This is a genomic window from Peptoclostridium sp. AF21-18, from assembly GCF_003478825.1.
Classification (GTDB): domain Bacteria; phylum Bacillota; class Clostridia; order Peptostreptococcales; family Peptostreptococcaceae; genus Peptacetobacter.
On the sequence record NZ_QUGE01000011.1, the window covers coordinates 1 to 16,414 of the forward strand.

Sequence of the window (16,414 nt, forward strand, 5' to 3'; positions counted from 1 at the left end):
TTGGGGCGAAGGCCCCTGGGAGAGTAGGACGTAGCCACGTAATCTTTTTTTATGTAATAATATAAAAAACTATAGTATAATAAAGTTAATAAGACAAATTGAATATAAATAGTTTTCGGTTTCCGCAAGGAATTAATAAGGAATCAGGTGGAAGACCTGAGCAGCCCCCGTTACTGTGAAGCTGACGAAAGTTAGAATAAAGCCACTGTAATTACAAATTATGGGAAGGTTAATGAGTAGGATGAAGCAAAGCCAGGAGACTTGCCGAAAATATAGAGTAAATTTCTTCGGGGATGGGGAAAGTTTCTTGAAAATATAGTATTAGAAAAGCTAATTTTTGATTTTGAGAAGATATTATATAGAAATTTCTAAGTCCTGCAGTTTTGTAGGACTTTTTATTTTTGAATTATTTTATAGTAGGTTGATTAAACAAAAATTCTTGAAACAAATCTCTCTTTTATATTTGAATGTCTTAAAATATATATAATCAAAGGAGAGAAAAATGAAAGAAAAGATGAAATCAGTTCTTGCAGCTGCACTTATGTTAGTGGTTTTAAATCCAGTACAGTCTAGTGCAATGCACATCATGGAAGGATTCCTTCCAAAGCAGTGGTCTTTAATATGGACTATAGTATTTATACCTTTCTTCATAGTTGGTATAAGATCAATCAATAAAATAGTGAAAGAAGAGCCAAAGAAAAAAGTACTATTAGCTTTATGTGGAGCTTTCGTATTTGTACTATCAGCTCTTAAAATTCCATCAGTAAATGGAAGTTGCTCACATCCAACAGGTGTAGGTCTAAGTGCAATACTATTTGGACCAGGAGTAACAGTTGTACTTGGTACAATAGTATTATTATTCCAGGCAATCTTACTTGCTCATGGTGGTTTAACTACATTAGGTGCAAATGCATTCTCAATGGCAATAGTTGGGCCTATAGTATCATACCTTATATTTAAAGGAATGGAAAAAGTATGCAAAAATAGAAAAGTAAATGTATTCTTAGCTGCAGCACTTGGAGACTTAGCTACATACACTGTAACATCATTCCAGCTTGCATTTGCATTCCCAGCTGCTACAGGTGGAGTAATGGCATCTGCTATAAAATTCTTAGGAATATTCTTTGTAACTCAGGTTCCAATAGCAATAGCAGAAGGTATACTAACAGTAATCGTATACAACCTAATAGTTGAAAATGTGGAAGGAGTTGATTTTAATGTCAAAAACAACTAAAACTAACATATTACTAATAATATTAGCAATAGTATTAATAGTACTTCCACTAGTAGTAAACCCAGGTGCTGAATACGGAGGAGCTGACGGTCACGCTGAGGAAGCAATAACAGAAATAAATCCAGAATATGAACCATGGTTTGCGAGTTTCTATGAACCACCAAGTGGAGAAATAGAAAGTTTATTATTCTCAACTCAGGCTGCATTTGGAGCAGGAATAATAGGTTATATACTAGGAAACTTAAAAGGTAAAAAATCTGGAAGAGAAGAAATGAGAAAAGAACTTGAAGCTAAAACAAGTGAAAAAAGCGACAATAAAGAATAATAAAAAATGACAATTAATAACATAAAAAGTATAATAATAATTAGGGAGAGCTGCATTACTTGCAGCTTTTCTAATATCTAAAATAAAAGGAGGAGAATAGAGATGCTAATAATAGATAAATACGCATACACAAATAGCCTTAGTGGAAAAAATCCATACATAAAAACAATATTCTCCATACTATTTTTAATAATATCATTAATAATAGAAAATCCAGTATATCAAATAGTTATAATAATTGCTATGTCGATAACAATACTATCTACATCCAAAATGGGTATAAGTGAATATCTAAAGCTACTTTCAATCCCATTAATCTTTATGATAATGAGCATACTGGCTATAATCATAAGCATATCCACAGAAAAAACAGATATGTTGACATATTTTACTATTGTAAGTACATATATCGGAATATCAAAATTTGGACTTTCTAGTGCATTAAAAATACTAGCAAGATCAATATCGTGTCTAACATGTGTATATTTCTTGATGCTGACAACACCGTTTAACCAGCTAATACAAGTATTTAAAAAACTACACATACCAGACAATGTAATAGAAATTGCTATGCTTATCTACAGATTTATATTCATATTCTTAGAAGAAGTACACGAAATATACAAATCTCAGGAAATGAAAATGGGGTATATGGGAATGAAAAACTCATACAATTCATTGGGGTTATTGGTAAATATGCTCTACAAAAGGATGATGAAAAGATACGAAGATATGTCTATAGCACTAGATATGAAATTATTTGATGGAAAATTCCACATATAATGAAATTCCAAAGATATTAGGATGGTGAAAATATGTATAAAATAGAAAACCTATCATTTAAATATGAAAAAAATAAAAATGCATTAAAAAATATAAATATGGATTTTTCAAAAGGAGATATAATTGGAGTAATCGGTGAAAATGGATGTGGAAAATCTACCTTATTTATGAATATGACTGGAATACTAAAGCCAGAATCAGGAGAAATTCTGTACAATGGGGAAAAAATAAAGTACGGAAAAAAAGACTTATACAATCTTAGAAAAAGAGTAGGAATGGTGTTCCAAGATCCAGAGAAACAAATATTTTACTCTAAAGTTTACGACGATATAGCATTTACTATGAGAAACATAGGTATGGATGAAGAAGAAATAAAAATAAGAATAGAAAAAGCACTAGAGGCTGTAAACGGAAGCGAATTTATAGATAAGCCTGTTCAATTTTTAAGCTATGGGCAGAAAAAAAGAGTTGCAATAGCATCAGTAATTGCTGTGCAAAATGAAACAGTACTCTTAGACGAACCTACATCAGGACTAGACCCAAGAAGTACAGATGCAGTTGTAGAAATAATAAAAAATATGAAAAAAAATGGCACAAAAGTAGTAATATCTAGCCACGACATGGATTTGATATACGAAATATGTGACTATGTATACGTAATGAACAAGGGAGAAATAATAAAAGAAGGAAATTCAGACGATGTATTTATGGACGAAAAAATGATAAAAAACGCTGGATTAAAAACACCTTGGATAATAAAAATCTACAACGAACTAAAAAACAATAAAACTAATAATAATGAAACAAACTTAGAAATAATAAAAACAAAATTCGCACAGTACAAATAAAAATATTAAGGAGCTGAGGCAAAATTAATGCAACGGCTCCTTTTTTGTTCACATTGTCAAAATTCTTATAATAGCTTAAAATATATATTATAATCGAACAAAAGGAGAACACGCACATGAATTTAGATACATTAAATCCGTCTCAAAGACGGGCAGTTGAAAGAACTGAGGGACCTGTTCTTATACTTGCAGGAGCTGGTTCGGGAAAAACTAGAGTGCTTACAACTAGAATCGCACACCTAATAGATAAAGGTGTACAGCCAGCAAATATACTTGCAATAACATTTACCAACAAAGCGGCAAATGAAATGCGAGAAAGAGTAGAAGAAACTGTAGAATCAGACACAAAAGACATGTGGATTAGCACATTCCACTCTTGCTGTGTAAGAATACTTAGAAAAGACATAAACAAAATAGGATACAACAGAAGTTTCGTAATTTACGATGCTGCTGACCAGGTAACGCTGATAAAAGACTGTTTAAAAGAATTGAACATAAGTGACAAGGCATTTGAACCTAAAACAGTAATAAGCTACATATCAGGTGCAAAAGATAAATTAAAATCTCCAAAACAGTATAAAGACGACTGCGCTGGAGACCCAAGAATGTCTAAAATTGCGGACATATATTCTCTATATCAGGACAGATTAAAAAGAAACAGTGCACTTGACTTTGACGACTTAATAATAAAAACTGTGGAACTATTCAAGAAAAATCCAGAAGTATTAGACTACTACAGAAGCAGATTTAGATACATAATGGTCGACGAGTATCAGGATACAAGTATGGCTCAGTACGAATTTATAAAACAATTAGCAATGGGGCACAAAAATATATGTGTCGTAGGAGATGATGACCAGAGTATATACGGATGGAGAGGTGCCGACATCAGAAACATACTTGAATTTGAAAAGGATTACGATGATGTTTTTGTAGTTAAATTAGAGCAGAACTACAGATCAACTCAGGTAATACTTGATGCAGCCAACCACGTAATCTCAAACAATATAGAAAGAAAAAGAAAAAAACTTTGGAGTGAAAAAACTGAAGGCGAAAAAATAAAAATAGAACTAGCAGAAAATGAATTAGAAGAGGGAAGATTTATAGCCGAAACGATAATAGATAAAGTGCAGGGCGAAGGAAGAAAATACAGCGATTGTGCAGTACTTTATAGAGCAAATGCACAGGCTAGACCTATAGAAGATGCACTTAACAGAGCCGGAGTTCCTTACAATATATATGGAGGAACAAAATTCTATGAAAGAAAAGAAATAAAAGACTTAATTGCATACCTTAGAATAATTGCAAACCCTCAGGACGACATATCTCTAAAAAGAATAATCAACGTACCAAGAAGAGGAATAGGACTTAGAACAATAGAAAAAATAGAGGATAGAGCTAGTCTAAAACAGGAAAGTATGTACTCTGTACTTTTAGACATAGACTCAAACTCAGAAATATCAACAAAAGCTAAAAAACAAATAAATGGCTTTGTAGATCTAGTAGGAACTCTTAGAGCAATAAAAGAAGTATATCCTGTAAGCAAATTGATAGAAAAAGTACTAGACAGCACAGGATACATATACGAGCTAGAAGAAGAAATGAAGAAAAATCAGAACAGCATGAATGGTAAATATGAAGAAGCTCAGGATAGAATAGACAACTTAAACGAGTTTATATCTATTGCACTTGAATTTGAAAATAGCGATGATGAAAATCTTGAAGATAAATCTTTAGAAACATTCCTAACGAGTGTGGCACTTACATCAGAAACGACTGAAGATGAAGAGCCAAATAGAGTATCTCTAATGACAATGCATACATCTAAAGGTCTAGAATTCCCAGTTGTATTCATAACAGGAATGGAAGAAGGATTATTCCCAATTTCTAGAGCAATAAAATCTATGAAGGACTCAGATATAGAGGAAGAAAGAAGACTTTGTTATGTCGGAATTACAAGGGCTAGGGAAGAACTATACCTAACAATGACTGAAAAAAGAACACTTTACGGAAAAACAAACCATGCTATACAGTCTAGATTTATAGAGGAGCTTCCAGACGAGTGTATAGAGAAACTATACATGGGTAAAAGAGAGCTAACATACACTAAGAGCAGCTACAACATACTAGACAAGTACACTAAAAAATACATGAATAGCATGAACAGAGAAGAAGTTGCTAAAAAAATGAATGCAACTAACAAAAATGAAAACACAATGGCAGAACCTGAAGATATTAAACTAGGCTCAAAGGTATACCATCCAAAATTCGGTGTTGGAACAGTAGTTGCAATGGCTGGAAGTGATGTAACAATAGCATTTGAAAATCAGGGAATCAAAAAAATAAACAAAGAATACACTACACTAGACTTAGTGAAAGAATAAAAAACTAATCAAAAAAATAAAACAAACTAAAAATAAAAATTGGGATGTGAAATAGATGAAAAAATTTGCAGAAAATATGTTAGATTTCATATACGAAAGTCCAACACAATTTAACGCAGTTGCAGTATCTGCAGAAATACTTGAAAAAAATGGATTCGAAAAATTAAATCCAAAAGAAAATTGGAAACTAGAAGTTGGCAAAAAATACTATACAACAAAAAATTCTTCAGCGTTAGTTGCATTTAAAGTAAACTCTGATGAAATTGAAAAAGAAGGGTTTAGAATAATAGGATCACATACAGATTCACCAGGATTTAGAATTAAACCTAATGCTGAAATGGAAAGCTGTGGTGCATATCTAAAATTAAACACAGAAGGATACGGTGGAATGATTTTAAGCACTTGGCTTGATAGACCACTTGCTATGGCAGGGAGAGTATTTTTAAGAGGAGAAAATCCATTTAAGCCAGTAGAAAAAATTGTAAACATAAACAAACCAGTTTGCATAATACCAAACCTTGCAATACACATGAACAGAAGCATAAACGACGGATACAAATACAACAAACAGACTGATATGCTTCCTCTTGTTGGGTTAATAAACGAGCAGCTAGAAAAAGACAACTACATGGTAAAGCTTCTAGCATCTGAACTGGATGTAGAAGTAGAAGAAATAATAGACTTCGACATATTCCTATACGAGTACGAAAAAGGATGCTTCACAGGAGCTAATGAAGAGTTTATATCTACAGGAAGATTAGATAACCTTTCAATGTACTACTCATCTGTTGAAGCGTTACTAGACTCAGATTCAAAATCAGGAATAAGTATAGCAGTAGGATTTGACAATGAAGAAGTAGGAAGCTCTACAAAACAGGGAGCCGACTCAAACATGCTTCTAAACATATTAGAAAGAATATGCATCTCTCTTGGAAAAGACAGACAGCAGTTCTTTGAAGCAATAGAAAACTCATTCATAATATCTTCAGACTTAGCACATGCTGTACATCCAAATGTAAACGGCATGGCAGATCCTACAAACAGACCAGTTATGGGAAAAGGTCCTGTAATAAAAGTTCACGCTGGACAAGCATACACAAGCGATGGATATTCAATATCTGTATATAAAGAAATTTGTAGAGAATGTGGAGTAGAATATCAAGAATTTGTAAATAAATCCGACCAAAGAGGTGGAAGCACAATAGGTCCAATATCTTCTACACATATAGACATACCATCTGTGGACATAGGTGCGCCTATACTATCAATGCACTCTATAAGAGAATTAGGATGCAGCGAGGATTTCTACAATACTTACAAAACTTTTGTGAAATTCTATGAAATATAGGGTATAATATTTTATAAACTATTAAATTTATTTTATAGTAAAATGAAAAAACGAAAGAGAGATGGGAAAATGAAAATAGCTCTATGTATGGAAGGTGGAGGTGCAAAAGGTGCCTATGAAGCGGGTGTTGTAAAAGCTCTTTACGAAAATGGAATAAAAGAATATGCAGCAATTTCTGGTACTTCAATAGGTGCAATAAATGGATACTTTCTAGCCACTGGAAATATGGAAAAATTAGCATATATATGGAACAACGTTGAAGAAAATCTTGGCGGTACAAGTGTACAAATAGTGGATAACAAAGTAAACAACGACAACCTAATAAAAGGATTATACATGCTTGAAGAAGATTGCAGAGCAGAAATACCTCTATATGTAAATTATGTAGAAGTTCACGACAAATGTATAGAAGAAAAAATAGTTGAAACTTCAAAACTAGACAAGAATGAATGTCTAGAATATATAAAATACAGCTCACTTCTTCCATTTAATCCTATAAAACAGAAAGGGTTCAAAGAAGGATTTATCGAGGATGTAGCAGAAGGTGCTTACGAAGGGGAATGTTTAGACGGTGGAATGTGCAGAAGCCTTATAGTTGAACCAGTATTTGAAGTAAACCCAGATAAAATAGTAATAATATCTACTCAGAATGATTATGAAGTGCCAGAAGAATTAATCGAAGAATTTGGTGCAGATAAATTTGTAGTTGCTAGACCTAAACAGAAATTTGAGCCAGGTGCTACACTAAATCTTAATATGGACTTCTGTAGAAAAATATTTGCTGATGGATATGAAATAGGACAGGAATTAGTTAAAGAATTTAAATAATATCGGTTAAAATAGTATATTATACGGGTATATATTTTGGTATAATATACTGAGAATAAAGAAAGTGAGGATATTTAAATGGCTATAGAAATGAACAATCCAATAGTAACAATAGAAATGGAAAATGGTGGAATAATAAAAGCAGAACTTTACCCACACATAGCTCCAAACACAGTTAACAACTTCATAAGCTTAATAAACAAAGGATACTACAATGGAATAGGATTCCACAGAGTAATAGAAGGCTTCATGATACAGGGTGGATGCCCAGATGGAACAGGAATGGGTGGCCCAGGATACTCAATAAGAGGAGAATTCACTGGAAATGGATTCACTAACAACTTAAAACACGAAAGAGGAGTACTTTCAATGGCTAGAACAATGGATCCTAACTCAGCTGGATCTCAGTTCTTCATAATGCACAAAAACTCTCCACACCTAGATGGACAGTATGCTTCATTTGGTAGAGTAATAGAAGGTATGGATGTTGTGGATGAGATAGCAACTACTAAAACTGGTTGGGGAGATAAACCAACAGCTCAACAGGTTATGAAATGTGTTACAGTTGATACTTTAGGTAAAGATTACCCAGAAGTAGAAAAATTCTAATAAGATAGTTAAAATTTAAGAGATTTTATAAGATAGACTAATTAATTCTAGTAAATATTACTAGATTAGTTAGTCTATTTTTTTTGTCTATTTACTTAATTAAGCTTATAAATTTTTCTTAATAAGAAAATAATACTAATTTGAATATAATGTGAAGTTAATTAGAGGTTAAAAAAAGAATATTAAAAATAAAAATGAATTTAATATTCGTGTTTAGTAGAACGTTAAAACAATTAATAGAGTATTCTTTTTAAGGCTTGTGAATGAATAATCGAAATATATACTTTAAAGTTACAATTAATTATCCTTTATTAATTAATAAAATTAAGAAAAAGCATTGTTTTTTTTTTTTTTTTGATAACATTATGTATGAGAATATTAATTAAAATTAATTAATGGGAGATGATTGCAAGATAAGATGTGAAAAATATAAGTTTTAAATTTTAAAAAATATATAAATACTTGTTTTAATACATAAGTAAAGGAGATGTGGAATATGAAGAAAAAATTATTGTCAATTTTTTTATCGCTGTCACTAATATTTTCTAGTATTGCATCTATGTCAGTATCATTTGCTGAAGAAAATAGTAGTACGGAAAAGGTAATACAGCAAGATGGGATAGAAGTAAGGATGGATATGAAAGCTGGTAGTAGTTTATATATGAAGAAATATCACTGGTTAAAAAATCCAAATCCAAGTTGGAAGGAATATTTTGAAGATGAATATACTAATTCATCTGCTGAATTAAAAAATTATAATAAAAATCAATTAATGAAAATAGTAATAGAAGTACCTAAAAAAGAAGGATTAGTAATAAATAATATTAATCATGAACAAAATGATTCTGTTCCAGATAGTATAAAACAAAATTTTCCAGAATATTTTGGATGGCAAGAAAATGATAAAGGAAATAATCAATATAATTTTTATTTTAGAGATAGTGAAGATAAAGATTATAAATTTACTATAGAATACACTTATAATGGTAAAACATCAACAATGGATATATCTTATCCTGTAAAAGATTTATTAGATATGGATATGAATTTTAGAGCGGAGATAATGAGTGTTATGTTTAATGCTCCAATGGGTTATTCTACAAAAGATAAATATCTAACAAAAAATATTTTAGGAGATGAATCAAAATGGCCCAAAAAAATGTTGATACAAAAGGAGAGTGGTGGATTTAAATACAACGCTCATGAAATTAAAACATTAAATGGGATACAGTATCTAGGAAATAATATAAAGCAATTATTACTTAGTTGGGAAGCAGAAACAAGTGAAGATGCAAAAAATGGAAAGAATGGATTTACAAATTTAAAGGAAAAAGATCTTGAAATAATTTCATTAGCAGAAAAAGATTACGAAAATTTAGATCAATTTAGAATAACAGAGCATAATATGGAAAAACCAACTATACCAGAAAATTCTTATTCACCAGAGATACTTGCAAAATGTGTAGAGAAAATGCCAAATTTACAAGGATTCTATTGTGAAGGTAGTGGGTTTAATAATTTCAAAGTATTTGAAGGATTAGAAGGAAATAAGTTAGATGATATTTGGTGTGGTAATAATGGTGTTACATCTATTGAAGGAATAGAAAAACATAATTTAAATCATATAGGAATACATAATACAACAGCTGGTAAAAATGTGGGTTTACCACAAAATGGTGTATTTGATTTAACACCTCTTAAAAATAGTGACTTAGGAGCAAAGTGTTCAGCTGTGCTTCAGGAAATAGATTTTCGGAAAGTAATGGAAAATAAAGGTTATAAAGATTATAAAGTACTGGCAGTTAAGGATAATGATAAAGTAAAAATAGAATTACCTATGCCTATAGATATAAATGGTGCTTTAACTGATGTAACAAATAATGAAGTAATAGCAAAATATGGTAATGAAACAATAAAATGTACAGCAAATGAGAACAATGGTAAAAAATATATAGAAATAGATAATACAATATTTGGCGGTAAAGTAGTTGAAGATATTGAAAATATAGAATTTAACTTTAACTTTAATAATGATTCTGGTGTTGATGAAAGAACAAAAGGGCTTTTCAATGGGGTTGTAAACTTTAAAGCTAGTTTTACTTCACCTACTAATCCATCTACTAAAGAGTATGGAGTTTTATATAAATTTGTAAGTGGAACAAGAGGTAAAGAATTACCACCAGCTGTTGAAGGTTTACTTCCTATAGATGGAAATAATTATGTAGAAGGACAGAAAATAACAGCTATACAACCTACAAAAACTACAGTAACTGTAGAAGATGGAGAGTGGAGATTTGAAGGATATGATGCTGATGAAAAAATAGCAAATGAAGCTAATGATTCAGATAAAGATGGAAATATTGCTTTCTCAGGAACATGGAACTTCTATAAAAAAGTAGAAAAAGCCACAGTAAAATACGAAGCGAAAAATACATCTACAAACAGAGACGATGGGAATGTAGACAAGAATATATTAGATGTAAAAAATATAAAGGTATCAGACTATGTAAATTTACCAAAAGATGAGAAAGAATACAATGTAGGAGAATCAGTAACGCCTAAAAATCCAACAACTACTAAAAAAATTAATGAAGATGGTGAAGAAACAGGAGTATCTACAGAAATTAAACCAGGAGAAAGTATATTAGTAAAATATGAAGTACCTAATACAAATAATGTAGAAACATATATCAAGTTAACATTTGAAGGATATGAACCAGAAACATTAAATGTACAAGTTGGAGAAAATAAATTTGTAGGTAAATTTAGTTTTGAAGATATGGAATTAGTACATTATGACTTTATAAGTGAAGATGGTAAACAAATTCCTAAAAATATTGAAGAAAAAATAGAAGATGAATTTGAAAAATTTAAAGAATATGAATTATATCCTGATGGAGAAGATGTAATTTTAAAACAACCAAAAAATAAAACTATAAAAGATACTGACGGAACATGGGAATTTACTGGTTGGGCATATAAAAAAGAAGATGGTAAATACGAATATGTAAAAAATAACGAAAAAGAAGTACACCATGATGAAGAACTAAAAGGAGTATGGAAATTTGTAAAAGATAGTTCTGGTGGTGGAACTGGTGGAGGTGGAACACCAACACCTAATCCAGATAAAGAAGATCCGGACAGAGTTGAAGGAGACGATAGAATAGAAACTTCTATAGAAGCTAGTGAAATCTTATATCCAAATGGAACAAATGCTGTAGTACTTGCAAATGCAGAAAGATTCTCAGATGTACTAACTGCAAATCCATTCGCAGTTCAGGAAAAAGCATCAGCACTACTAACATATAAAGACAAACTTCCAGAAAAAACTCTAAAAGAAATAGAAAGACTTGGAGCAAAGAAAATTTATGTGAGTGGTGGATACGAAGCTGTATCTAAAAAAGTTGTAGATAGCTTAGCTGCAAAAGGATATGAAATCTACAGATTTGATGGATTAGATAGATACGACACAGCTAGAAAAATAGCTATAAAGATAAGAGAAAAAGGAAACAAAGAAGTAGTAGAATTAGCTTCAGGAGAAAACTATCCAGACGCTCTATGCATGACATCAATGGCGGTTAAAGACAATGCACCAATACTACTAACTAGAAAAGATTCTATACCTAAATATACTAAACAAGCTTTAGCTGAATGGGATATAGAAAGTGTAAAAATAGGTGGGCTTGATGAAGCTATATCAAAAGATGTTCAAAATCAGATTGACAAAGGATTTGAAATAACTAAAGGAAACAAAGCTGATTCAAATGTTTATGATGGCGCTAAAAAAGTTTCCAGATTTGGTGGAAAAGATAGATACGAAACATCAACTATAATAGCTGCTAATTCTTATCCAGAATCAAAACTAGGAGTATATGCAACAGGAGAAGACTTCCCAGACGCATTAATAGCTGGAAACTATGCAGGAAGAAAAGAAGCTCCAGTATTATTAGTGAAGAGAGATACTTTACCAGAAGTAGTTGAAAAATATACAACTGATTCTAAAATAGAAAAAGCAACTGTAATCGGTGGAGTTAATGCTGTAAGTGATAAAGTATTTAACTTAATAAAAGCAGCGATAAATAAATAGAAAATACTAGGATAAATAAAAATACAAAAGAGCAAAATAAAGATTTATATGTTAAGTAAATTTGTAAATGGTGCTATTTGTGAAGTGTATCGACAAGTTTACACTAAGCAAGTAGCACTATTTTTATTATAGGAGATGGTTAATATGAACAAGAAATTAATATCATTTTTAGCGGCAACAGCTATGATTGTTTCTATGACACGGGAACCGATGGCATTAGTTAAAAGTGAAGTAGTTACAAATAGTATTAATATTGAGCAGAAAAAAACAGAGAGTGAAAATAATAAATCTTATGAGGTAAAGGGAAAAGTATATAATGTTTCTAATAATGAAGAACTAAAAGAAAAATTAGAAACTATAAAAAATAGTACTGATAAAGAAGCTACAATTGTATTAGCTGGAAATATAACTAATGGTAATTTTGTTGGGGTTGCCAATAAAGAAATAATGATTAAAAGTGCTAATGAACAAGAAAAATATAGCATTGATTTAGATAGCGAGTTAGTAGGCAATGTTACATTCGATAATGTAAAGGTATATGGAGAAACATTATATTGTAGTGGATACAGAACTATTTTTACAGAAAACTCGGAATTAACTCTAGGTGGAACTCTTTAAGGAGGAGGATATAAAAAGACAGTAGATAGTACATATGTAAAAGTAAATGGTAAAGCAAGAATAAATATTTATAATCAGAAAAATGTAGTAATAGGAGGTAGTTATAAAGGCTCTGTTGAAGGAAATATTTATATGGAATTATCTGGAGATATTACATATGGAAATGTTAATGGTCCAGATCCAAATGGTCATTACATAGTTGGAACTAATAAAGAAACGACAGGTGATGGAGTAGATAAATATAATGGAGCTCCTCTTTATGTAGGTGGAGATGTTACTTTAATTCTTGATAGTACTAATATGAATACTGCTCCACAGAATGTTGCGGGTGTGCATAATTCTCATGTTAAAGGTAATGTAACTGTACAGGCTAAAGCTGGGTATTTTCAAGGAATTCATGGACAGAGAGAAGATGCAAGTAAGAGTAAGGTAGATGGGAACATACATATTATTGCTGGAGATCCTAAATATGAGAATACAAATTCAATTTGTAGAATAGGGCATAACTGGGATATAGTCGGTGCTGGAGAAAAGGGAGGAACTTCAAAAGATGCATATGAAGTAGGTAAAAATGTTACAGTTGATACATATAAAAATGTTTTACGGTTAGATAAATATGAGAGTTCTGGAGTTGTAGGTGCAAATAATGCCATAGTAGGTGGTAATGTTACTCTTAATATAAATGCTTCTAAAGTATGTAAGATTGTTGGTTTAGAAAGTGGATCTCATGTTAAAGGGAATGTTAATATAAACTCTAAAGAAGTTATACTAAAAGATTATTATCATGGTCAATTTATAAATGACACGTATATATATACAATATCTTATGGGATAATAGATAAAAATGCAACAGTTAATATGAATGGAGGAGAAGTCTGTCAAATAGGATGCCATATAGGCACAATAAAAGGAAATTCAACCATTAATATAACTGGAGAACCTAAGTTTACATTAGATACAGAGGGAGTATGGGGACAAAAGGTTGATGGAAATAGTTCTAATGATAAATCTGTATTAAATATAGATAATGCAAATGCTTCAATTCCAATAGTAGGATATTTTAAGACTGTTAACATAAAAAATAATTCTAATGTAGCATTAGGAAATGATAAAATAAACGCATTTGGAACAGTTTATGATTTGAATGTAAATACAGGTTCAAAATTAATAACTAACACTAAAAAAGAAGAAGGAAAAGTACATAAAATAGATTTATATGGAAATGTAAATATGAACAAAGGCGAATGGATTTCTAATGGTTATACATATATATACAAAAAATTAAATAGCGAAAATAGTAAAATAAATTTTAAAACATATTATCAAATAGGATATGAATACAAAGATAACGATAATAAAAAAGAAAATATAGTTTTTACAAGTAAAAACGATAACTTTATAGCTGAAAAAAATATTTATTTGAATAGAATTCATGGGAATGCCGAACTAGACAACACTAATCTAAGTTTTATGAGTAGAACACATGTAGATGGAAATTGGAATGCTAAAGATACGATTTTAAACTTACCAAAGGTTGAAAAAAATTACGATGGAACAGATAAAAGTCCATCTATACCATTAAATATAAATGGATTAGCAAGTGGTAAAACAGTAGTAAATGTAGTTAATCCTGATAAGTATGATGAATTGATATCTCCAGTTTTATACGAAAATTATATAACTGGATTCAAAGAAAATGATAATCCTGTAGAAAAGACATTTTTATTGGGGAATAAAGATGCCACAGATAAAGGATATTATCTAAAAAGAGTAAATGATCCTGGAAAAAACACTCATTTTATGTGGCAAGTAGCAAAAGATGAATCACTTACATTAGATTATAAATTTGTAAGTGAAGATGGGAAAAAACTTCCAGATAACATTTTAAATGATGAACCAAAAGATGAGGTAAATCATCATAAAGGAGATAGTATAAACAAAGATTATGCGGATAAACAAATTAAGAAAACTTATATAGCAGTTGAAAATGGAGTATGGCATTTTGAAGGATGGGCATACAAAGAGGATGGAAAATATCATGATTTAAGCAAAGAGCCTATAAAAATGGAACATAATGTAGAGCTAATAGGTGTTTGGCACTTCGAACCAAAGAGTACTGGCGGCGGAGGTGGAACAATAGTAACACCACCAACAGATCCAGACAGAATAGAAGGTAACGACAGAATTGAAACATCAGTAGAAACAAGTAAAGACCTATATCCAAATGGAACAAATGCCGTAGTACTTGCAAACGCAGAAAGATACACAGACGTACTAACAGCAGACCCATTTGCAATACAGGAAAAAGCATCAGCCCTACTAACATACAAATATGAGCTTCCAGAAAAAACTCTTAAAGAAATAGAAAGACTTGGTGCAAAAAAAATCTACATAAGTGGTGGATATGACGCAGTATCTAAAAAAGTTGTAAATGAATTAGCAGCAAAAGGATACGAAATCTTTAGATTTGACGGTGTTGACAGATACGACACAGCTAGAAAAATAGCGATAAAAATAAGAGAAAAAGGAAATACAAATGCAGCAGAACTTGCTTCAGGAGAAGACTTCCCAGACGCGTTATGTATGACACCTCTAGCAGTTAAAGATCGTGCACCAATATTACTAACTAAAAAAGATTCTATACCTAAATACACAAAACAGGCACTAGCAGAATGGGATATAGAAAATATAAAAATTGGTGGATTAGACAAAGCTGTATCACCAGAAGTTGAAAAACAATTAAAAGCTGGATTCGAAATAGAGAAAAACAATAAAAAAGATTCAAATGTATACGATGGAGCAAAAGTAGTTAAAAGAATAGGTGGAGAAGATAGATATGAAACATCAGCAAAACTAGCCAAAGAATCATATCCAGAATCAAAACTAGGAGTATATGCAACAGGAGAAGACTTCCCAGACGCATTAATAGCTGGAAACTATGCAGGAACAAAAGAAGCTCCGGTATTATTAGTTAAAGGTGATTCTTTACCAGAACCAATAGAAAAATATACAAAAGAATCTAAAATCAAAAAAGCAACTATAATCGGTGGAGTTAATGCTGTAAGTGATAAAGTATTTAACTTAATAAAAGCAGCGATAAATAAATAGAAAGATATAAAATACTAGGATACATAGAAAATATAAAAACAGTATAAGAAAAATAAAAATCATCAGTCTAAAAATAAATAGGCTGATGATTTTTTTTATTTATAAAATTAGTAAATAAAAATAAAAAATGTAAAAAATATTAAAATAAAAAGAAAAATAACAAAAAATAAAATTAATAAAATAAAGCAAAATATACTAAAAATATAAAAAATATTAATAAAAAAATCCTATAAATTATAAAT

At 30.8% G+C, this 16,414-nt stretch carries 11 protein-coding genes and 1 riboswitch; all 11 genes read left to right on the forward strand.

Going from position 1 to position 16,414, the window contains the following annotated elements; all coding sequences use genetic code 11:
* The first annotated feature begins 99 nt into the window (after window positions 1–99).
* Window positions 100–283, forward strand: a riboswitch (cobalamin riboswitch).
* 219 nt (window positions 284–502) lie between these two features.
* The 11 genes from DWX74_RS06245 to DWX74_RS06295 all read left to right on the forward strand — a co-directional run bounded on the left by DWX74_RS06245 (window position 503) and on the right by DWX74_RS06295 (window position 16,172).
* Window positions 503–1,234 carry an energy-coupling factor ABC transporter permease gene (locus DWX74_RS06245; RefSeq protein WP_006440549.1) on the forward strand — a complete coding sequence of 244 codons (732 nt, stop codon included), beginning with the start codon at window positions 503–505 and terminating at the stop codon, window positions 1,232–1,234.
* A complete protein-coding gene (locus DWX74_RS06250) occupies window positions 1,218–1,559 on the forward strand; it encodes an energy-coupling factor ABC transporter substrate-binding protein (RefSeq protein WP_118549204.1) in 342 nt (113 codons plus the stop codon). Before DWX74_RS06245 ends, DWX74_RS06250 begins: the two co-directional genes overlap by 17 nt.
* A 102-nt stretch (window positions 1,560–1,661) precedes the next feature.
* Window positions 1,662–2,342: a cobalt ECF transporter T component CbiQ gene (cbiQ, locus tag DWX74_RS06255; protein ID WP_118549205.1), complete on the forward strand. Its 681-nt coding sequence runs from the start codon at window positions 1,662–1,664 to the stop codon at window positions 2,340–2,342.
* Window positions 2,343–2,374: 32 nt separating this feature from the next.
* Window positions 2,375–3,190, forward strand: a complete 816-nt coding sequence (locus DWX74_RS06260; protein WP_118549206.1) for an energy-coupling factor ABC transporter ATP-binding protein — start codon at window positions 2,375–2,377, stop codon at window positions 3,188–3,190.
* Between the two features lie 116 nt (window positions 3,191–3,306).
* Window positions 3,307–5,574: a DUF3553 domain-containing protein gene (locus DWX74_RS06265; RefSeq protein WP_118549207.1), complete on the forward strand. Its 2,268-nt coding sequence runs from the start codon at window positions 3,307–3,309 to the stop codon at window positions 5,572–5,574.
* 55 nt (window positions 5,575–5,629) lie between these two features.
* Complete coding sequence (locus DWX74_RS06270; RefSeq protein WP_118549208.1) at window positions 5,630–6,922, forward strand: M18 family aminopeptidase; 1,293 nt, start codon at window positions 5,630–5,632, stop codon at window positions 6,920–6,922.
* A 69-nt stretch (window positions 6,923–6,991) separates the two neighbouring features.
* Window positions 6,992–7,750 carry a patatin-like phospholipase family protein gene (locus tag DWX74_RS06275; RefSeq protein WP_286164246.1) on the forward strand — a complete coding sequence of 253 codons (759 nt, stop codon included), beginning with the start codon at window positions 6,992–6,994 and terminating at the stop codon, window positions 7,748–7,750.
* An 84-nt stretch (window positions 7,751–7,834) separates the two neighbouring features.
* Window positions 7,835–8,359 carry a peptidylprolyl isomerase gene (locus DWX74_RS06280; protein ID WP_118549248.1) on the forward strand — a complete coding sequence of 175 codons (525 nt, stop codon included), beginning with the start codon at window positions 7,835–7,837 and terminating at the stop codon, window positions 8,357–8,359.
* A gap of 496 nt (window positions 8,360–8,855) precedes the next feature.
* Complete coding sequence (locus DWX74_RS06285) at window positions 8,856–12,446, forward strand: cell wall-binding repeat-containing protein (RefSeq protein WP_158573242.1); 3,591 nt, start codon at window positions 8,856–8,858, stop codon at window positions 12,444–12,446.
* Window positions 12,447–12,590: 144 nt separating this feature from the next.
* Window positions 12,591–13,064 (forward strand): hypothetical protein, encoded by a 474-nt coding sequence (locus DWX74_RS06290; protein WP_118549211.1) that lies wholly within the window; start codon window positions 12,591–12,593, stop codon window positions 13,062–13,064.
* A 132-nt stretch (window positions 13,065–13,196) separates the two neighbouring features.
* A complete protein-coding gene (locus tag DWX74_RS06295; RefSeq protein ID WP_118549212.1) occupies window positions 13,197–16,172 on the forward strand; it encodes a cell wall-binding repeat-containing protein in 2,976 nt (991 codons plus the stop codon).
* The last annotated feature ends 242 nt before the right edge of the window (window positions 16,173–16,414 follow it).